Genomic DNA, 20,593 nt, shown 5'->3' with positions numbered 1-20,593 from the left:
TATATTATTTTATATTGTTGTATTTTGTGAACCATCACTGACTGGGGCCTGATAGCCACCCCCCAATGAACGGATCAAACCAATCTTGGCCTGCAATAATTTGTTGCCAGCATTTAGTTCTGATTGTTGCTGTTGTAGATATTGTGACTGGCTGATCAACAGTTCATCGCGGCCAATAATCCCTGCCTTATAACGGGCATTTGCGACGTTATAAACCTTCAACATAGATTGTGATGCTGATGTGGCCTGTTGCAGTTGGAGCTGACTGCTTTGTTGGATGGTGATGGCATCCGCAGTTTCCCGCACGGCATTTAGGATGGTCTGATTGTAGGATTCAACCGCTTCATCATAACGTGCTGATTCTTCGCCCAACTTACTGCGCAACGCCCCCGCATGGAAAATAGGCAGTGAGATGGCGGGGGCAAAGTTCCATGCCTGGCTAGCCGCTTCTAACAGATTGGGATTGGTGCCTTGGAAGTTAGTGGTAGAGAAACCGGCAAACCCGGTAATGGATAAGCTGGGATAAAACTCTTTGCGAGCTGCTTTGACCCGCTGCTCATAAGATTCAACCAGTTGGCGTTGGGCGGTGATATCCGGTCGCTGGCCCAGTAAGTCCGTGGTTAACTCACCTTTAGGGGTCAGGCGGGTGATATCGGGTAAAGGGACCGGACGCAGATTTTGCGTAGCACTCGGGCCTTGGCCTGTCAGGGCCGCCAACTGATGTTTCAGTTGTTCGCTCTGCGAGTGTAACTGGATCATCTGCTGCTTGGCGGTATCGGCCTGAGCCTGTGTTTGTTGTGGTATTTCAATACCATAGATACCAACTTCATATTGCCTGGTGCGCAAGTCAGCCAGCCGTTGGTTATTATCGACTTCCTGCTGCAACACATTTTGCAGGGCAAAATTACTCTGTAACTGGTAATAGACCGAGGCCACAGAGCTGGTTAGTGTCAGTGTGGCCTGCTGCTGTTCTGCGCGAGCCGCATTCACCTGCGCATTGGCGGCATTGACCCGATTGCGGTATTTACCCCACCAATCAAACTCATAGCTGAGATTCAGGCCAAGAGTATTGGCGGTTTCATACAGCGGTTTGTCGGGATAGGCTTGCAAAAACGGTTGCAGGGTGTTTTGCGCGATTTTCTCCCGGTTACTGCTGCCGTATAAATCCAGATTAGGACCATTAGCGGCATCAGCCTGGCCCATCACGCTTTGTGCTTCACGCACCCGTGCCGCCGCTTGTTTTAGCGAAGGCGAAGTTTGTAAGCTTTGGGCCATCAAAGTATCAAGTTGGGGATCTTCCAGAACCCGCCACCACTGAGGACTTAGTGCCAGCGAACTGACTTTGGGCGGTGCCAATTGCAGTTGTTGGTTATCCAACATTTGAGACTGAGGAGCAATATTATCGCTTGAGGCGCAGCCCGCCAGTAAAAAAACGGCGAACAGAGGCGTGAGTCTCCAGCTATCTGGGGATGACATGGTTATTTACCTAGATAGAAATGTTGGAATTACTGTTCTGGTACTTCCATTTGATCTAACCGATCCAGTAACTTGCGCGTCAGCGTTTCAAGCTGTTGCTGTTCGTCGGCGTCGAGTGTGGACCAAAGAAAATGCAGACACTTATGTTGAGGGGGAAGCAGTTGATTTAAAAAATCAACGCCTGCCTCGGTCAGGTGCAAATGCAAACAACGGCGGTCATTTTGGCTTTCGCGGCGTTCAATCCAGCCTTTCTTTTCCAGTTCGTCAGCAATACGGGTCGCATTAGTCCGCGAGGAACCCAATGCAGCGCTTAACTCTGACGGTTGGATACTGTGACTTTCCTGCGCATCCAGCGTAATTAACGCCATAAACAGAGTTTCGTTAATCCCTTGCGCTTTCAGCATTTTGTTGCGATTTTCGAGCAATTTACTGTGCATATGCATACACAAGCGCGTCAGTAAAATTTCCTGGTAAGGAAAGTCTTTCTGGCGTTTTGCACGAAAATTAAGCATCTGTTCTATAGGACTAAACGAACTTTCCATTATAAGGATCCTCATTAATTTCAAGTGGTACAGTAACGATAGTTACTAATAATGTAAACGGGTTAATTCGGGAAAAGTTTAGCAATTCGTGTTATTCAGTCACTACGGATAAGCAATTAATCTTATTGTTTATAAAGCTATTATGCTTCAAATTCATAATCTGGCCAATCTGTTACGCCATAATCATAAGTAATTTGAATGTCAGGCCGTAGCTAACGGCACCGAATAAAGTGGCGAAGATAATACTGTTAGTTTTATAAAAGAATCCGCAGATAACCAAAAAACCAATCAGTGTCGGGATCAGTTTCTGCGGGTTATGCATGATTTCTGGTGTACTGGACACCACCAATAATGCACAAATAGACGCAATACCAATGCTGTCCAACAACAGTGACACTCTACCCCGTTGCAGACCGGCTTGTTTGCGTGCTGGCCCAAGGCGCAGCGGCAAATAGCGAAATAGATAATTTACCGTTCCCACCACTAAACCAATAATCAGGACAGCAGTATTCATGGTGTCGGCTCCTGTGGGTTATTCTCGCGGTGTTTTATCGCCACGTCAGGGGTGGGCCGGAGCAGCGCTGCCAGGCAGCCGCCGCCAATACCGGCCAAAATAGCCACCGGAATAGAGAACAACAACACACCGAGCAATGCGCCACTGAGCGAAGCGATAACCGTCAGGCTGTATTGGCGTTTAAATGAAGCCAACAGGAAGCTTAAGAACAACGCCGGTAACATAAAGGAGAGGGAGGCTTCAATCGCCGGGTAATTTTCCAGCGGGCCATTGCCAAACATCGCGCCAATAGCGGTACCCACCACCCAGGATAACCAGGAAGTAAACGCGATGCCGAGCATCCAGTTTTCACTCCAGCGCCGTTGTTCTTTCATCAGTTTGGTGGTGGCAGCCGCAAACACTTCATCAGTCAAACCAAAGGCCCAAAGGGCGGTTTTTTTACCGGATAATTTTGCCAAAATACGGTGTTTGAGGGCTGGCCCATACAAGATATGGCGGATATCCATGGCCATCACGGTTAATGCGGCAATCCACAACGACATTCCGGCACTAAGTAGTGCAGTAATCACAAATTGGCTGGCTCCAGCATAAATGATGCAAGAGAAAAAAATCCCTTCCCATGGGGTAAAACCCAGTTTTACCGAACTCAGACCAAAGGCGAAAGCCACCGGTAAATAGCCAATAACAATGGGTAGACTATCGGTGATGCCTTCAACAAAGGTGGCAGTTGATTGGGGGGGGGAGGGGATTCGGTGATTTGGCTTTGCATAGAGTCAGCTATAAGTCATTTGGGCTACAGGGTAAAATAGCAAGTCAGCTAACATTACCAGAGAGGTTATTGTCTTAATACCCTATAACCCAAATTTATATCTACATTTATTATTAGTTAGCTAATTAATAATCAATTTGAAATCACTCAACAGGTTGGTTGGCCGGAGGATCAAAGCGTTTACCGGCCAGCCAGGTGGTCATGTTCAAGATGCACAGCATCAAACCCGCCAGCGCCACGCCATACCAGCCAGCATGTTGATAAGCTGCTGCTGAAATCAGTGAGCCTAATGCGCCGCCAATAAAGTAAGTGGTCATATAGCCTGCGGTTAACCGATTTCTGGCTTCCGGCATCATGCGATATATCACGCTCTGGTTAGTGACATGCACCCCTTGAACCGCCAGATCCAGCACCACAATCCCGATAATCAGCGCGATGATTGAATGTTGCCCCAAGGCGATAGGTATCCATGACAGCAGCAGTAACCCCAAACCCACGCTGGTGGTGATGCGTGCTTTGCCTTTATCCGCCAACTGGCCCGCTTTGGTGGCCATTAATGCCCCAGCGGCCCCCACCAGACCAAATAGCCCAATAGTGGCTTCTGAATAACCAAATGGCGGGGAGGCCAGCAAGAAGGCCATTGAGGTCCATAGAACACTGAAATTGGCAAACGACAATGCGCCGAGCAGCGCGCGGGTGCGTAGCACTGGGGTGTGGATAAATAAGGAAAATATCGATGCCAGCAGTTGGCCATAATTCAGCCCGCTATGCTGCTTATAGCGTGGCAGATAGCGCCACAGAACCAATGCCATGATGAACATCAGCGCACTGGCGGCCCAATAAATAGTGCGCCAACCGCCAATCGAGGCCAGTGCGCCCGCCACCGTCCGTGCCAACAAGATCCCCAGTAGCAGGCCACTCATGATAATACCGACCACTTTGCCGCGTTTTTCCGGTGCTGCTAAGGTGGCAGCCAGTGGCACTAACAGTTGTGCCACGACAGAGAACAAGCCGGTGAGGGCGGTGCCGACAATCATCATGGTGAGATTTTGCGACATTGCCGTAATCAGCATACCGCCAGCAGCCAGCAGGGTCATACCGACAATTAGCCCACGGCGTTCAAACATATCCCCCAGAGGGACCAGGAACATCAACCCCACGGCATAACCCAACTGGGCGGCCGTGACGATAAACCCGGCTTGATTAACCGAGAGATTAAAAGCCTGTGCGATAGTTTCCAGTAGTGGCTGGGCATAATAGTTACTGGCAACGGCCAGCCCGGTGGCGACCGACATCAACACGATTAATGCCGGACTTAAACCGGAGTTTTCAGCTTTTTGTATCATGGGAGAAATTATTCTTATTTGAGAAGGCGTGCAGTATTCGATAATTAAGAATGATAAACCAAGAGATACTCCTTAGGTGATGAATTTTCGTCAGTACCACCTCTGGTGACTTCCCATGGCCCGTTTGCTGGTTGTTTTACTTTTATAGCAACTGAAAATGGTCAACATCGCGCCAAGCTGGAAATTTTTCCCGATAGGCCCGTAAGGTTTCTAAAGATAACTCTGCATCTAATTGCGCGGCCAGCCCTGGTTCTGCTTGTGCCAGCGTTTCGCCTTGGGCATCCAGGATAACACTGCCGCCCTGATAGTGATGACCATTGTCATCGTCACCGACCCGATTACAGCCCGCGACGTAAGCCTGATTTTCGATGGCGCGCGCGGCCAACAAGGTTTGCCAGTGTTTGGCGCGCGTGGCTGGCCAGTTAGCCACATATAGCGCTAAATCATAATCTTGCTGATTACGAGACCACACCGGGAAACGCAGGTCATAACAGACTTGTGGCAGAATTCGCCAACCACGCCATTCGACCACTTTGCGCTCGGAACCCGCCTGATAGTGATGGTGCTCACCGGCCATGCGGAATAAATGGCGTTTGTCGTAATGATGGATTTGTCCACCGGGTTCCGCCAGTAGGAAACGATTAACTGCGCCATTGGATGTTGTCAGTGCCACACTGCCACCGATCAGCGCATTGGACTGAGCTGCCCAATGGCGTAACCAGTTGCTGATCTCGGCTTCCGATAGTGCATTTTCAGCCGCATTCATCGCAAAACCGGTGGTAAACATTTCCGGTAATACAATCACATCACGCTGCCGCAGTGGTTCCAGCAGCATGTCAAAGTGACGCAAGTTAGCCTGAGCATCCAGCCACACCAGTGGCTGTTGCAAAAGAGTCAGTTTTAAAGTTGACACAAGCGCTCCGCAGCGGCGTCCAGCGTGGCATCCTGTTTGGCGAAGCACAAGCGGATCAGTTTATGCGGGAACGGGCCTTCGCAGAATACCGATAACGGTATCGCGGCCACCCCCACATGTTCGGTCAACCATGTGCAGAATTCAACATCATCGAGATCTGAAATGGCGCTGTAATCGGCCAGCAGGAAGTAAGTTCCTTCACTTGGCAGGATTTTTAGGCGACTGGTGGACAAGGCATTGACGAAGCGATCGCGGCGGGCGCGGTAAAACGCGGGTAACTGTTGCCAGTGCTCAGGTTCGGCATTGAGCATATCTGCCAGCGCAAATTGTACCGGTGTGCAAACTGAGAATGTCAGGTATTGATGAATTTTGCGTACTTCGGCACTGATCGCGGCGGGGGCGATGCAATAGCCAGCTTTCCAGCCGGTCATATGGAAAGTTTTGCCGAAAGAGGAAACCGCAATGGCGCGCTGACGCAGTTGCGGATGAGCCAATACGCTGGCATGGCCGGCAGCGCTAAAACAGATGTGTTCGTAAACTTCATCACTCAGGACATAGATATTGCGCTCGGCAATCACTTGCCACAGTTGTTCAAAATCTTCTGCACGCCAAACGGTCGCTGAAGGATTATGCGGTGTATTGACGATAACCAGCCGGGTACGTTCAGAAATCAGATCGGCAAATGCCGCCCAATCAGTGGTGAAAGCCGGGGGTTTTAGTGCGATACGTTTGAGGATACCTCCGGCCAGTTTCACCACCGGCGCATAGCTGTCGTAGCTGGGGTCAAAGCAAATCACTTCATCGTCAGGGCGCACCAGCGCGGTGATCGCGGCAAATAAGGCTTCACTGGCACCCGTGGTTACGGTGATTTCATGGTCAGCATCGGGCTGCCAGCCGTAGATTTTAGCGGTTTTTGCCGCGATGGCATTACGCAGCGGAGCCACGCCGGTCATGGGGGCATATTGGTTGGCCCCCTGGCTGACATGATAAGCCAGCCGTTGTTTCAGATAGTCCGGGCCATCAAAATCAGGGAAGCCTTGTGACAAGTTAATAGCCTGATGTTTTTGCGCTAAGGCACTCATTTGCGAGAAGATGGTGGTACCTTGGGCAGGCAATTTGCTGTCTGGAATTAAAGATAAAGTACTCATGGCAGGTAAATACTCCTGGTGCCGTATGTTGCCGTAAATATAACACGATGTTAAGATTTGGCAATCAAGACGCTTAGATGTTTAAACGGCTAAACGATATAGTTTTGCTAAGCAAAGATAAAAATGTGCTAAGGGTCATCGCCAGGCTGATTGCCGTGGCAATATGCTATGGCACACCAACACCACAACAGGGAGTTGCAATGACCGAAAATGAACAACTTAGCGCGCTGTTAGCCGTCTGCCACTGGATTGGTGAGAAGGGCTGGTGCCCGGCGACCGGCGGTAATATGTCGCTGCGGCTGGATTCGGCGCAGTGTCTGGTTACCGAGTCCGGCAAAGATAAAGGCAGCTTGACCGCCGACGATTTTTTGCTGGTAGAAACCGCCAATAACCATGTTCCCAGTGGCCGTACACCTTCAGCAGAGACCGGCCTGCATACCTTGCTTTATCGCTTGTATCCTGAAATAAATACGGTATTACACACTCACTCGGTGAATGCCACCGTGTTATCACGGGTCGAGCGCAGTCACGAGCTGGTGCTGCATGGCTACGAAATGCAGAAATCGTTGTCGGGTCAGCGCAGTCATCTGGACCGCGTGGTGATCCCTATTTTTAATAATGATCAGGATATCCCCGCGTTGGCACAGCGGGTTGCTGCGCTGGCGGATAACAGCCCGTTACAATACGGCTTCCTGGTACGTGGTCATGGCTTGTATTGCTGGGGCAATAGTGTGGCCGAAGCTCGTCGCCATTTGGAGGGATTGGAGTTTCTGTTCCAGTGTGAACTGCAACGCCGCCTGTTGAGCGTCAATTCTAAAGCGGAGGCAAAATGATCCAGGCAATAGTGAGCGATATTGAAGGCACCACCACCGACATCCGCTTTGTCCACCAAGTGTTGTTTCCCTATGCCCGTGAGCGGCTGACGTCTTTTGTACAAGAACATCAACAGAATGAAGACGTTGCTGCCGCATTGGCCAGTTTGCGGCGCGAGATTGAACAACCGGACGCCGATATTGAAACGTTGATTACCACATTGCATGGTTTTATGGATGAAGACCGCAAATCCACCGGGCTAAAAGCCATTCAGGGCATTATTTGGCGCAGCGGTTATTTACACGGGGATTTTCGCGGCCATTTATATTCCGATGTTGCCCCGCAACTGGCAGATTGGCAGCAGCAGGGGCTGGGTTTGTATGTCTATTCATCCGGCTCGGTGGCAGCGCAGAAATTGCTGTTTGGTTACAGTGATGCGGGGGATTTACAGCCATTATTCAGCGGTTATTTTGACACCCATGTCGGCGCGAAGCGCGAAGTGAGTGCTTACCAGAACATTGCCAATCAGTTGGCCATTGCACCGCAAGTATTACTGTTTCTCTCTGATATCCGTCAGGAGTTGGATGCTGCGCAACTTGCCGGCTGGCATACCTGTCAGTTGATCCGTGACCTACCTGATAGCGAGAGCCATCACCCACAAGTAAACCGTTTCGATCAGATTGATTTAGCGCGTTTTAAATAAAGAACAAAGGAGTTTACCGCATGAGCGGATTGACCATTTTCAGTGACCAGCAGCCAGAACAGCCGCTGTGGCAAAGCCGCAATGCGGAAGAAATTCAACAGCAACTGACCGCCATTGGCGTACGTTTTGAGCGCTGGCAGGCAGATCGTGAATTGGGTGAAAATCCGCAACCTGAGGCAGTGATTGCGGCTTATCAACATGAGATTAATCGGCTGGTGGTTGAGAAAGGCTATCAAAGTTGGGATGTTATCAGCATGCGTCCCGACAATGCTCAGCGCGAAGTATTGCGTGAGAAATTTTTATCCGAGCATACCCATGGTGAAGATGAAGTGCGTTTCTTCGTTGAGGGAAGCGGGTTATTTTGCTTGCACCTGAACGGTAAAATTTACCAGATCTTGTGTGAAAAGAATGACTTGTTATCGGTGCCAGCAGATACTCGTCATTGGTTCGATATGGGTTCAGCCCCGAATTTCACGGCTATTCGGGTGTTTGATAATCCTGAAGGTTGGGTGGCGCGTTTTACCGGCGATAAGATAGCCGATAGCTACCCGCGTCTGGATTAAAAATATAAAATCTTTTCGTACGGAGACTGGCGGGGCGACTGCACCGATGGGCGCTCCGGCGACTCTCGTCGCTACGACCCATTCGGCACATTTCCCCGCGTATAAACGTTATTAACAGAATGAAATCGAAGACTATAATACCGTCTTCGGTTGGAAGAAGCCCGCTGCGACTTGTTGTGGCGTGATAACGCCGCTGTCTAATACCCAACCGCTGATTAATGCCGCAGGGGTGACATCAAATGCCGGGTTATATACTGGGGCATCTTCTGGTGCCCATTGGCAATGACCAAAACCCCCAGACACGCCTTTGACTTCGCTGGCATCACGCTGCTCAATGGGGATTGCTGCACCATTCGGGCAGTCAGGATCATGAGTGGTATGCGGAGCCGCCACATAGAATGGAATGCGGTGATAATGCGCCAATACGGCCAGGCTGTAGGTGCCAATTTTATTCGCTACATCGCCGTTTGCAGCAATGCGGTCCGCGCCTACCCAGATAGCATCTACTTTGCCTTGTGCCATCAGGCTGGCGGCCATCGAATCACAAATTAATTGGTATGGAATGCCCAGTTCACCCAGTTCCCAGGCGGTTAAGCGCCCGCCTTGCAACAGGGGGCGGGTTTCATCGACCCATACCTGTCGGAGGTTGCCTTGCTGATGAGCGCGCAGCAATACGCCGATAGCGGTACCGCTCCCCGCAGTGGCTAGCCCGCCGGTGTTGCAGTGGGTTAGCAGGTTACTGCCGGGTTTTACCAATGCCGCGCCATGATGGGCGATGCGCTCACATAACTCTCGGTCTTCATCAACCAGACGCAGTGCTTCACGGGCCATGGCTTCGACCCAATTGGCTTGCAATAACGCCTGCTGCATCCGTGCCAGATTATTCATCAGATTAACCGCAGTGGGACGTGATCCCCGCAGCGCAATCAGTGCCTGCTCAAGCTGAGCTGGTGATAAACCCCGCTTTGCCAGCAAGGCCAACAGTAGGCTGGCTGACAATCCAATCAACGGCGCGCCGCGCACCCGCAGTGCTTGAATATGCTCAATCAGTAATTCCACCGTGTCGGCTGACAGCCATTCCTGACGCTGCGGTAGTGCCTGTTGGTCAAGTATCCAAAGCTGGTTATTTACAATTCTTAAGCTGGTTGTTTGTAAATTGATTACGTGTAAATTGAGCGTGTTAAGCGTCTGCATTGTCAGTTAAATCCATGTTGCGTTATTGCATCTGGTTTCTTATTCTGCCAACATATCTTACGGATGTGTAGACGTCTATATGGTTTTACGCCTAAATACGGATTTTTTTGCTCTAACAGGGAATAATTTCACAGCTAAGCAAATGGTTGGCAGTGAGTGAATCAGAATCAGATAAAGAACAACGAGGTTGAAGATGTCACGCTACCATACATTTACTGCTGCGGATGCGGTTGAATATGCTCGCCAATTTGGCCAGGTGGCCGATCCACTGGCTTTGGTGTCTGCGGATGAGATTGGGGATGGAAATCTCAATCTGGTATTTAAAATCCGTGATGCGGCTGGAGTCAGCCGGGTGATTGTCAAACAGGCGCTACCTTATGTGCGCTGTGTTGGGGAGTCCTGGCCGTTAACCTTGGATCGTGCCCGAATTGAAGCCGAAACCTTGCTGACACACCGCCAATTCTGCCCACAACATACGGTTAATGTACTGCATCACAATGCAGAACTGGCGGTTATGGTGCAGGAGGATTTATCTGATCACCACATCTGGCGCAGTGAACTGCTTTTGGGCAAACACTATCCACAGGCTGCCGGGCAACTGGCTGAGTACTTGGCACAAACCTTATTCCATACCTCTGATTTCTACCAATCAGCGCAAGCTAAAAAAGCCGCAGTAAGCCGCTACACCAACCCGGAATTATGCCAAATCACCGAAGATCTATTCTTTACCGACCCTTATATCGACCATGAGCGTAATAATTTTGATCCGGCGCTATTAGCCGATGTGTTGGCATTGCGTCAGGATAATGTACTCAAGTTGGCAGTGGCCTCGCTGAAACACCGTTTTCTAAGTAAAGCGGAGGCGCACCTTCACGGCGATATTCACAGTGGTTCAATTTTTGTTGCTGATGGCCAACTGAAGGCGATTGATGCTGAATTTGGTTTCTATGGTCCAATAGGTTTCGATGTAGGTACAGCGGTGGGCAACTTGCTGCTTAATTACTGCGGTTTGCCTGGATTAGCTGGCCCACGGGATGCGGCGGCGGGTCGTGAACAACGGCTGAACGATGTTTATATTCTCTGGGAAACCTTCGCCAGCCATTTTCTGGCGTTAAGTCAGGAAAAAACACAGGATCCCTCTTTGGCAACAGAGGGGTATGCACTACAGTTCCTGCAACAGGTGTGGCAGGATGCCATCGGTTACTGTGGCACTGAATTAATTAGGCGTACCATTGGTCTGGCACATGTTGCTGATCTGGATAGCATAGTTGATGAGGATATGCGCAGGGCATGTCAGCGCCATGCTCTGAGTTTGGGTCGTACCCTGATATTGGCAGCACCATACATTGGCAGTATTGATGATTTAATTGCTCGCATTCGGCAGAATGGGTAGGCCACAGTGATGTTACTTACTGAGCTATTATAATACTCAGGAAAATATAGAGACCCTGCAAAGTAATGCGGGGTTTGTTATTATTAACGTCATAATTTAAATTTAAATTTGTATTTTTATGGTTTTTTAGGTGTGAATAAACCTATCGACAACAAGCCTTTAGTCTTATTTTTGTCATGTTTTTATTTTTTTATAACTTATTTATCTATTGGGCTAACTGAGCGGGTAACTAATCGGGTTTTAGTTTTATTTATAACCTCTGTTTTTCATTGTCTTATATTGTTTTCTGGCGATTAATATAAATATATTGTTTTTGGTAATTATTACAAGCAATAACTTACTATTATTTTATGTTAAAACTCCCATATCTAACTCAATTAACTGTTTGGGGTAAAGATGTCTGACTATTAGTCTTGTACAACAAAGGGTAAGTTTTTTTTGGTAATGAATACATAATTTATCTTCATGTTCTTGCTTTAAATGTTAATGATTAATTCTTTAATCGCCAATTGAAATGACTAACCATGCGGGTCAGTGCTTAATAATAATGGTAATTATTATTTTGACTGGAACATTTCTATTTAAAATGGGTGTATTTGTATGCGATATTTTTATTATCCAGCAGATTTATGGCATCAATTGAAATGCAGAACAGTATTACTTCCTCTTTTTTTTTGCTCACAATTGTTTTTTAGCTCACCCGTAATCGCGGCCCCTCAAGTTAGAAATGTGCCTAATGCCGGCGCTATTGGTAATGAAATACGGCAGTCGACAATAGAGCCACTGTTGGCGCCACATGAAGCAGAAATCAAGCTCCCGCCATTGGCTGCGCCACCGCCTTCCAGTCACCCTGTCGCAGGGGGGAATATCACGCTACGTGAGGTTCACTTTGAGGGTGATTCCGGGTTGTTGCATTCAGGTAGTATTGGCCGGGATGGGCGTAATAAAGCTTTGCAAGCCGTAGTTGCCCCTTGGTTAGGTCGGTCATTAACATTCTCTGATTTACAAGCCATGGCGTTGGCGGTAACTCGCTTTTATCGACAGCAAGGATGGGTCGCGGCTCAGGCAATATTACCACCACAAACTGTTCGTGACGGTATTGTTATCGTGCGTGTTATTGCTGGCAGATTAGATAAACCAGAAGTAAACAATCAGAGCCGCTTGAATACTGACTTTGCTACTGCGGTGATTGAAAGTAATAGTTGCAGTAAAATGGTGGGCTTTTTTGGTGGTAAAGATTGCGCAGCATCTCCAGCTGAATTATCCCGTCTGGAGAGAACGGCCCTTATTCTTAATGAAATACCCGGAGTTGATGCTGCTTTAGCCTTAAAACCGGGCACCCAATCGGGAATGACGAAAGTTTATGCTGATATTACCCCAGGCGAAACCGCAATGGGATATATCGGTGTAGATAATCAGGGTAATGATTACTCTGGTCATAATCGGTTATTAGTTGGAGGTGCATTAAATAATATGACGGGCTGGGGTGATCAATTACGTGCAGATTTGATTTTATCCAGTTCGGCCGATGTATTCAATGGCATGTTAGACTACAATTTTCCGATTAATACTTACGGCACCCGTGCAGCACTTAATTATAGTTACCTGGATTACACCCTTAAGGGGCCTTTCGAGGTCTTGGATGCTCGCGGTCATTCTAATACTTGGGGCATTGATTTACGCCATCCGTGGATCCGTAATTCGGCAGCCCGAATTGATGTGAATACCGGTTATTATCAGAGCAGAATGCGTGATTCACTGATTATGTTACCGGACCAAAAACGCAATTTAGATGCCGGTGAATTGGGTATTAATGGCACTTTTACCGCAGTACCTCGTGGGCTGAGTAATTTTAATTTACTGGGTACGGCAGGCCATCTGTCACTGGATGATGAATTCAGTCAAAGCATAAGTTCTTTAACCGGTATTGGCGGTACTTTTGCTCGTTTTAATTATCGTGCTGGTCATGATCAGGGCTTTGGCCCTTACTTCTCCTTCTTCAACCAATTCACCGGTCAAATGGCCAGTAAGAACCTTGATAGCTCACAAAAGCTGCTGCTGGGTGGGCCGTTGGCGGTTCGAGCTTATGGCATTGGTGAAGGGGGGGTGGATAAAGGCACTGTTTTTACCACCGAATTACGTACCCACTGGCAACCCCCACTCCCGATTTGGGCAGGCACGGGGAATCAAATCACTTTTGCGGCATTCTTTGATCAAGGGTGGGGTTCTTATTATCGTCAGCCTATCGAGGGCCTGACAGGAAATAATATTAACCTATCTGGTTTTGGTGCCTATATCACACTCTCCCGTCCGGCAGATTACTCCTTGAATCTGACCTGGGCACATCGAACCGGCCAGGCTGCAACTCCTCAACCGGATAACGACCAACTTTGGCTTAGCGCTTACAAGATGTTTTAGCGCTTATCGGCATATTTGTCAGATTTAATGGACGTGAATAATGAACAGTAAATTATACAAACTTGTTTTTTGTCGTCGGTTGGGATGTTTGGTTGCTGTCGGAGAATTTACCCGATCTTATGGACGATCGTTTTCGTCTCCCGGTAGAAAATTAATTAATGGTAATAATACGAAGGCTGGAATATTAAGCCACTTGGCCATCTTGACGGGATTAGCGCTCGGCACGTGGCCTTTACTGGTATTCGCCCATCCCTCACTGCCCGTTAATGGCAAGGTTGTTATCGGCCAAGGCGTGTTAGATATTAATAGCACCACCCTTACTGTGACCCAGCACAGCGATAAGTTGGCGATCAATTGGGGCAGTTTTGATATCGCGCAGGGTAATAGTGTTATTTATAACCAACCGGGGCAGCAGAGTATTGCGCTGAACCGGGTGCTTGGCCGCGATGCATCGCAGATATATGGCAACTTAAAAGCCAATGGTCAGGTCTTTTTACTTAACCCGAATGGCATTCTGTTTGGTAAAGGGGCACAAGTTGATGTGGGTGGTTTAGTCGCCAGTACTAAAGCCATGTCTGATGGTGATTTTGTTCGCGGTAGCTATACGCTGACCAGCCGAAAACATGAAGGTAAGTTGATTAATCAGGCCAATCTGCGCACCACTGAAGGCGGGTATATCGCGCTGATTGGTCAGCAGGTGGATAATCAGGCTTCAGGTGTTATCAATGCGCCACAAGGGAAAGTAGCATTGGCAAGCGGGAGTCGTGTCACCCTTAATCTGGACCACGGCAGCTTGCTCGGGGTGCAAGTTCAGGGCGAGCAGGTCAGTACTTTGCTACAAAATGGAGGGCTGATTCAGGCTGATGGCGGGATTATCCAACTGACAGCGCGTGGCAAAGAGATGTTAATGAATACCGTGATTGATAATACCGGTATTTTGCAAGCGCAGGGTTTGGCTGAAAGAAATGGCGTTATTTACCTTGATGGCGGCAGTGACGGGGTAGTGAGCCAGCAAGGCGTTATTGATGCCAGTAGCCCGCAGGGCCATGGCGGCCATGTCATTTTGCAAGGTGAAAATATTCATTTGGTTGCTGCGAGCAAAATTGATGCACACGGGGCTACTGGCGGTGGCAAAGTATTGGTCGGCGGCGACTGGCAGGGTAAAAATAAGCGGATAAAAAATGCCCGCGCGGTTGTGATGGATAAAGGGGCGGCTATTGATGTTTCTTCCTCAAACATAGGGGCGGGCGGCACCGCCGTATTATGGTCTGAACATTACACCGGTTTCTATGGCGCTATTGATGCCCGTGGTGGGCCACAGTCAGGTGATGGTGGGCAAGTAGAGACATCCAGTAAGCGTAATTTACAGGCTTTTGGTCAGGTTGATGCGGGTGCGGTGGTCGGTAGCAATGGCCGTTGGTTACTCGATCCGGCCGAGGTCAACATTGTTAGCAGTGGTGCTGAGAGTGGAGTGTCAGTTCAGGCCGGGGATATTCCGGCCGGATATGTGAAAAATGCACAGGTCTTCACGCCAACCGCCAATGTTGCACAAATATTGAATACCAGCATCAATACTCAACTCGATCGTGGCACGAATGTGACGATAACCACCAGTAATAGCAGCTTAACCAACTGCCGCTGGTGTAATATTACAGTAGGTGCTGATATCAATAAAACTGCCGGAGGCGATGCTACGCTGACGTTGCATGCTGACGGTAATATTGCCGTTAACAATAATATTTCGTCTAATGCCGGCAAGCTGAGTCTTAATTTGTTAGCGGGCAATTCCACCGCAGATTCTATTATTACATTAACCAATGGTAATATTTTATTAAATAAAGGGAATTTACTGGCAAAACATGCCGATGCTAAAAGTGCAACGCGTATTATTATTAATGGTGGGCGATATGAGGTCGGCAATCTCACTCTGGAAGGTAATACCGGAGTCGCCTCCCTCATTGGGGTGAGTATCACTAATTCCGCTAATATTTCCGTGGCAGGTGAAACGAGTATAATCGGTGAAAGTAGTAATGTTAATGGGCAAGGGTGGCGTGCTATTGATATATCTGATAACTCAGTCCTAACCGGCTCGGGTAATATGTCATTTACTATGAAGTCTAACTCTAACAGTTCGTGGATGGGAACATTCACTAATGCAACCATTACCAGTGATAAAGATATCAGATTCCAGGCCAATGCCAGTGGCAATAATGGTGTGTCAGGGGGCGTAGATATTGCTAATGGGAATATCTCTTCTAAGCTGGGTGATATTTCATTTGATATCAACGGCGATATTTTTACTCAGATTAATCTTGGGCTGCGGATACAGGATTCACAAGTTAGTGCCAATAATGTTAACGTTAAAATTAATGTCACCGGGGTTGATGCTTTCTTATTCAGAGACAGCAATCTTACCACCACCGCCGGTGATATTAATGCCAATGTCACTACCACCGATAAAGGAATTTGGTTTTCAGGTAACACCAATGTAAAGGCCAGTGGTAATATCAATTTGCAAGCGGTGACCAGTAACTCTACTACTGCGGGCGCTGAAGCAATAAAGATAAGCGGTAACGCCAGTAGTGTTCTGGTTAATATGACTGCCGGTGGCAATATATCGCTGGTGGCGGTTAATAACGGAACAGAAATCGGCAGTACTGTCGATGGGGACTTTGCCACGATAACCGCTGAGAATGGAGATTTTAATTTAAATATCACGGGCATCAAGGGGAGCCCTCTCAATAATTTTTCTATCAGTGCCAACAATGTGTTACTGAATGGCAATATCAGTGATAATAATGCCGTGGTGATGAATAACTCAATTATTACGGCTAAAAATGATATTAGAGCCAATTTAAGTTCTCTCAATTATAAAGCCTTTATTTTCCAAGGTAATGGTGGGATGACTGCAGGGCAGAATATATCAATAGTAGCTAATACCTCACGGCCAACTGTGGAGGCCGTGACAATCCTGTCAAACTCACCTAACAAAACAATAAATATCACTGCGGGAAAGGATATATCAATAACCGCCAATAATTATGGTAATAATTCAGGTGCGGGTGTTGGTATTAATGGCGCTAACATTGAAACTAACAACGGAAACTTCACGGCAAATAACAATGGTTCAAAAAGTGTAGCACTGACTAATGTCAATGTTACAGCAAATGAGGTTAATTTCATCTCTGCAGCTAATAGTGCTGACGGGTTGATATTGGATAATACTAATATCATAGCAACTACGGGTGATATTAATGCCAATGTCAGTTCAGCCACTAATAAAGGGATTTCAATTAAATCCAATAGCTCGTTAAATGCAAAAAAAGATATTAATTTGAAAGGTGAAACACTTGTTTCATCTGACGGGGTTAATATTGAAGGTTATTCGGATGACTCCCGTAATAATATTACTGCCCTAGGCAATATCACTATTATAGGGAAGAATGGTAGCGGTAATCGTAATCAAGCAACATCTATTGATTTGGAAAATGTCAATCTGACATCGGCTACTAAAAATATTAATGTTAATGGATCTTCTACTGGGTCAGGAAATGTTTATTTTAATAACATTAATTTTAATGCCTCACTAGGTAATGTTGCGGTTTATTCCGAATCGGTGACGCCATTACTGGCTGGCCAAAGTGGCACCTTAAGCTTGGGCGGGAATAGTGCCATAGTGGCCAATAATGGATCATTTGTAGGCAAAGCACTGAATACTACGCAGGGCACGGCACTTATTTTTAGAGCCAATAGCACCTTGTCGGTTGAAGGGAATATCGCGTTTCAAGGCGAGACAGATGGCACCGGTGCGACCCGCAAAGGGATTGAATTTAGTGGAGCCAATACCCTCAATATTGCCAAGGGTAGCCAATTATCCCTGCTCGGTGAAAATAAAGGCGCACAAGCTTCCGCGGGTGGCAATGGCATAACCTATACCAACCCCAAACAATTAACGATTAATAACAATGGTTCTTTAATCATGGAGGGGCGCGCAACTAGCGGCGTCGGCATTAACTTCCCTACCAGTAATAATACCATGGTATTAACAGGTGAAGGTGACACGTTAATTAAAGGTAGTAGCGTTGCTGGCAGCGGGGTAGCTATTTCTGGTGTGGTTAATAACGCGACCGGCCCGGTCACTATTGAAGGTACTAGTACCGATGGCACCGGGGTTCATCTCTTCAGTGCAGAACATCAAATTAATCGCATTAATGTGACAGGCACTTCAACCCATGCCGAAGGTTTGCGCATTAGCGGTAATGCCACCATTACTGATACGGCACTCACCGGGCAATCAATTAACGGTATCGGCATCAAAGTTGACTCCTTGCCGGGTTCTAGTGTTGTCACCCATGCAGTATTAGACAACGCGGCACTGAATGGCAGCAGTACCAACGGTAAAGGTGTGGAGTTAACCAGTGATATCAATGGTATCCATCACAGCACCATCACTGGCACTACTGAAAGTGTTGGTTATGGCATTGATATAGCAGAGAATTTGCATGTCACTGGCACCAGTGAAACCGACTTGCTAACGCTAAGGGGCGTGGCGATAAGTGACACCAGTACTGGGATAAAACTCAATGGTAATAACGATTTAAGTAATACCAGCTTGAATGGCTCGGCGGTAAATGGTGTTGCATTAGATATCACCGGTCCACTCACCAACCAAGGCAAGACGGAATTGAACGGTACTGCGTCTGGCTCCGGTATTGGTGTACAGATTAATGGCCCGCTGAGTGGCAGTGTAGTGAATGGGACTGCGGCCAGCGGCATTGGTGTCCAGGTCATGAATGGCGTGCTTGACGATAGCCGCATCAATGGCATCTCGGCCACAGGTACCGGGGTTGGCGTGGATGGCAGCACTGTGCTTAACAATGCCGCGCTGGTCGGCAACAGCACGGATGGCAAAGGAGTGGAGATCGCAGGCGATCTGACTGGTGGCCACGGCAGCTCAGTGCAGGGGGATGTGGTCAATGGCACCGGTGTGTATATCGATAGAGATGCCACTCTCACCGGGAACGCCTCTGACGATCTGTTAGCGATTAGCGGTAATGCGACGGGTGATAAAGGCACCGGTGTTCAGGTGGGTGCTGGTGTTCAGTTAGGGGGCAATAACACCCTTGATAACACCTCATTAAATGGTAACGCCACCAGTGGCATCGGAATAAGCATTACTGGCCCGTTGACTAACAATGGGACCACCGTGCTTGCCGGCCAGGTGGCTAACGGTATTGGCGTGCGGTTAGAGGGTGCAATTAAGGGAGGCACGATCAATGGGACTTCCGCCAATGGGAGTGGCATCAAGATAGATGCCGATAGTGGGCTAGATAACGCCACCTTACATGGCACCAGCCCCGACGGTAAAGCGGTTGAGATCACCGCTAATCTGACCGGGCGCAACGGTAGCGCGGTGCAGGGCGAAACCGTCAACGGTACTGGTATACATCTTGGTAATACCCTCAGTCTCACCGGCGGTGATGCGGATGACTTGCTGAGCATCACCGGCAATGCGACCGGGTCGAAAGGCACGGGTATCACGTTAATTGGCAGTAACACCCTCGATAACACCACGCTGACGGGTAACGCGACTGATGGCTCTGGTATCGATATCGATGGCCCTATGACCAATATCGGCAATAGCACGGTGGTAGGGAGTGCTGGCAATGGCGATGGCGTACAACTTAACGGTGCGGTGAGTGGTGGCAGGGTCAACGGGACTTCAGATAATGGCAGCGGCATCAAAGTGGATGGTGACTCCCGAATCAAAAACACCATCCTGTATGGTAATAGCACCACCGGTAAAGGAGTGGAGATTACTGCCAGTCTGAGCGGTAGTCAGCGTAGCTCAGTACAAGGCGATACCGTCAGCGGTATCGGTGTTGATGTGGCTAAAAATGCCAATCTCACCGGGGCAGGCATTGGTGATCTGCTGGCTGTCAGTGGCAATGCCACTGGAGATACAGGGAAGGGTGTCGCGCTGGACGGCAATAACATCCTCAATAACACCACCCTGAACGGTAATGCCACCAAAGGGCCGGGTGTCGATATCGACGGCCCATTAACCAACAAAGGTAATACTACCGTTAAGGGCAAAGCCACGGAAGGTGATGGGGTGCAACTGAACGGAGCTATCACTGGCGGCACTGTCAACGGTACCTCGGATACCGGCTCTGGTATCAAAGTCGAGGGCGAGACCCAACTTAATAACACCACACTTAAAGGCAACAGCTCTGATGGCAAAGGGGTGGACGTCACCGCCAATCTAACCGGCAATCATGGCAGTGCAATACATGGCGACACCACCAATGGTACTGCTATTGATGTGGCTGTGAATGTCGCTCTGGTCGGCGGCGGAGCGGATGACCTGCTGGCGGTGATGGGCAATGCTACTGGCGATACCGGCACCGGCCTGCAACTGGAGGGCAATAACACGCTGGATAACACCACACTGGCCGGTAATGCCACCAAGGGTACTGGGGTGGATATTGACGGCCCGTTAACCAATAAAGGCAATAGCAGCGTGGGCGGCAAAGCCACCGACGGTGATGGGGTGCAACTGAATGGGACCATCACTGGCGGCACCGTCAACGGCACCTCCGACACCGGCTCCGGTATTAAAGTCGAGGGCGAGACCCAACTGGATAACACCACGCTGAACGGTAACAGCTCCGCGGGTAAAGGGGTGGAGGTTACCGCTAATCTGAGCGGCAATCATGGCAGTGCAATCCATGGCGACACCACCAATGGCATCGGTATTGATGTCGGCCAAAATGTCGCGCTGGTGGGCGGCGGCGCCGA

Annotated in this window: 14 protein-coding genes; 6 read left to right on the top strand and 8 right to left on the bottom strand. The window is 48.6% G+C overall.

What is annotated here, in order from left to right:
* Positions 1–9: 9 nt before the first annotated feature.
* The 7 genes from AEP37_RS18875 to AEP37_RS18845 form a co-directional block, all read right to left on the bottom strand.
* Positions 10–1,476: an efflux transporter outer membrane subunit gene (locus tag AEP37_RS18875; protein ID WP_049614804.1), complete on the bottom strand. Its 1,467-nt coding sequence runs from the start codon at positions 1,474–1,476 to the stop codon at positions 10–12.
* Between the two features lie 29 nt (positions 1,477–1,505).
* Positions 1,506–2,018, bottom strand: a complete 513-nt coding sequence (gene mprA, locus AEP37_RS18870) for a transcriptional repressor MprA (RefSeq protein ID WP_049614803.1) — start codon at positions 2,016–2,018, stop codon at positions 1,506–1,508.
* 172 nt (positions 2,019–2,190) lie between these two features.
* A complete protein-coding gene (gene ygaH / locus AEP37_RS18865; protein WP_049614802.1) occupies positions 2,191–2,532 on the bottom strand; it encodes an L-valine transporter subunit YgaH in 342 nt (113 codons plus the stop codon).
* A complete protein-coding gene (locus AEP37_RS18860; protein WP_049614801.1) occupies positions 2,529–3,281 on the bottom strand; it encodes an AzlC family ABC transporter permease in 753 nt (250 codons plus the stop codon). The genes ygaH and AEP37_RS18860 overlap by 4 nt, the downstream gene beginning before the upstream one ends.
* A 163-nt stretch (positions 3,282–3,444) precedes the next feature.
* The gene (locus tag AEP37_RS18855) at positions 3,445–4,647 is read right to left on the bottom strand and encodes an MFS transporter (protein WP_049614800.1); all 1,203 of its coding nucleotides are present in this window, start codon (positions 4,645–4,647) and stop codon (positions 3,445–3,447) included.
* 142 nt (positions 4,648–4,789) lie between these two features.
* Entirely contained in the window at positions 4,790–5,560 is a 771-nt protein-coding gene (locus AEP37_RS18850; RefSeq protein WP_049614799.1) for an amidohydrolase, read from the bottom strand.
* A complete protein-coding gene (locus AEP37_RS18845; RefSeq protein ID WP_049614798.1) occupies positions 5,548–6,708 on the bottom strand; it encodes a pyridoxal phosphate-dependent aminotransferase in 1,161 nt (386 codons plus the stop codon). Before AEP37_RS18845 ends, AEP37_RS18850 begins: the two co-directional genes overlap by 13 nt.
* Before the next feature lie 200 nt (positions 6,709–6,908).
* Between AEP37_RS18845 and AEP37_RS18840 the strand changes: the two genes are divergently transcribed.
* The 3 genes from AEP37_RS18840 to AEP37_RS18830 are packed head-to-tail and all read left to right on the top strand — an operon-like array spanning position 6,909 to position 8,787.
* Positions 6,909–7,541: a methylthioribulose 1-phosphate dehydratase gene (locus tag AEP37_RS18840; RefSeq protein ID WP_049614797.1), complete on the top strand. Its 633-nt coding sequence runs from the start codon at positions 6,909–6,911 to the stop codon at positions 7,539–7,541.
* Entirely contained in the window at positions 7,538–8,224 is a 687-nt protein-coding gene (mtnC, locus tag AEP37_RS18835) for an acireductone synthase (RefSeq protein WP_049614796.1), read from the top strand. The genes AEP37_RS18840 and mtnC overlap by 4 nt, the downstream gene beginning before the upstream one ends.
* 20 nt (positions 8,225–8,244) lie before the next feature.
* A complete protein-coding gene (locus tag AEP37_RS18830; RefSeq protein ID WP_049614795.1) occupies positions 8,245–8,787 on the top strand; it encodes a 1,2-dihydroxy-3-keto-5-methylthiopentene dioxygenase in 543 nt (180 codons plus the stop codon).
* A 132-nt stretch (positions 8,788–8,919) separates the two neighbouring features.
* Here AEP37_RS18830 and mtnA read toward each other — a convergent pair whose 3' ends face one another.
* The gene (gene mtnA, locus AEP37_RS18825; RefSeq protein ID WP_049614794.1) at positions 8,920–9,981 is read right to left on the bottom strand and encodes an S-methyl-5-thioribose-1-phosphate isomerase; all 1,062 of its coding nucleotides are present in this window, start codon (positions 9,979–9,981) and stop codon (positions 8,920–8,922) included.
* Between the two features lie 193 nt (positions 9,982–10,174).
* On the opposite strand from mtnA, the gene mtnK reads away from it, so the two are divergent.
* The 3 genes from mtnK to AEP37_RS26225 all read left to right on the top strand — a co-directional run.
* Entirely contained in the window at positions 10,175–11,374 is a 1,200-nt protein-coding gene (gene mtnK, locus AEP37_RS18820; RefSeq protein WP_049614793.1) for an S-methyl-5-thioribose kinase, read from the top strand.
* A gap of 600 nt (positions 11,375–11,974) precedes the next feature.
* Positions 11,975–13,792: a ShlB/FhaC/HecB family hemolysin secretion/activation protein gene (locus AEP37_RS18815; protein ID WP_049614792.1), complete on the top strand. Its 1,818-nt coding sequence runs from the start codon at positions 11,975–11,977 to the stop codon at positions 13,790–13,792.
* A gap of 40 nt (positions 13,793–13,832) precedes the next feature.
* Positions 13,833–20,593 (top strand): filamentous hemagglutinin N-terminal domain-containing protein (locus tag AEP37_RS26225; protein WP_156168679.1); only part of this gene is annotated, 6,761 nt, incomplete at its 3' end.

The organism is Yersinia pekkanenii (assembly GCF_001152565.1).
In the GTDB taxonomy this organism is placed as follows: Bacteria; Pseudomonadota; Gammaproteobacteria; order Enterobacterales; family Enterobacteriaceae; genus Yersinia; species Yersinia pekkanenii.
This window is presented reverse-complemented; position numbering and strand designations above follow the sequence as displayed.

Excerpts from the sequence above, each read along its gene's own strand:
- AEP37_RS18875 (WP_049614804.1), bottom strand. The coding sequence starts at position 1,476 with ATGTCATCCCCAGATAGCTGGAGACTCACGCCTCTGTTCGCCGTTTTT.
- mprA (WP_049614803.1), bottom strand. The coding sequence starts at position 2,018 with ATGGAAAGTTCGTTTAGTCCTATAGAACAGATGCTTAATTTTCGTGCA.
- ygaH (WP_049614802.1), bottom strand. The coding sequence starts at position 2,532 with ATGAATACTGCTGTCCTGATTATTGGTTTAGTGGTGGGAACGGTAAAT.
- AEP37_RS18855 (WP_049614800.1), bottom strand. The coding sequence starts at position 4,647 with ATGATACAAAAAGCTGAAAACTCCGGTTTAAGTCCGGCATTAATCGTG.
- AEP37_RS18845 (WP_049614798.1), bottom strand. The coding sequence starts at position 6,708 with ATGAGTACTTTATCTTTAATTCCAGACAGCAAATTGCCTGCCCAAGGT.
- AEP37_RS18840 (WP_049614797.1), top strand. The coding sequence starts at position 6,909 with ATGACCGAAAATGAACAACTTAGCGCGCTGTTAGCCGTCTGCCACTGG.
- mtnC (WP_049614796.1), top strand. The coding sequence starts at position 7,538 with ATGATCCAGGCAATAGTGAGCGATATTGAAGGCACCACCACCGACATC.
- AEP37_RS18830 (WP_049614795.1), top strand. The coding sequence starts at position 8,245 with ATGAGCGGATTGACCATTTTCAGTGACCAGCAGCCAGAACAGCCGCTG.
- mtnA (WP_049614794.1), bottom strand. The coding sequence starts at position 9,981 with ATGCAGACGCTTAACACGCTCAATTTACACGTAATCAATTTACAAACA.
- mtnK (WP_049614793.1), top strand. The coding sequence starts at position 10,175 with ATGTCACGCTACCATACATTTACTGCTGCGGATGCGGTTGAATATGCT.
- AEP37_RS18815 (WP_049614792.1), top strand. The coding sequence starts at position 11,975 with ATGCGATATTTTTATTATCCAGCAGATTTATGGCATCAATTGAAATGC.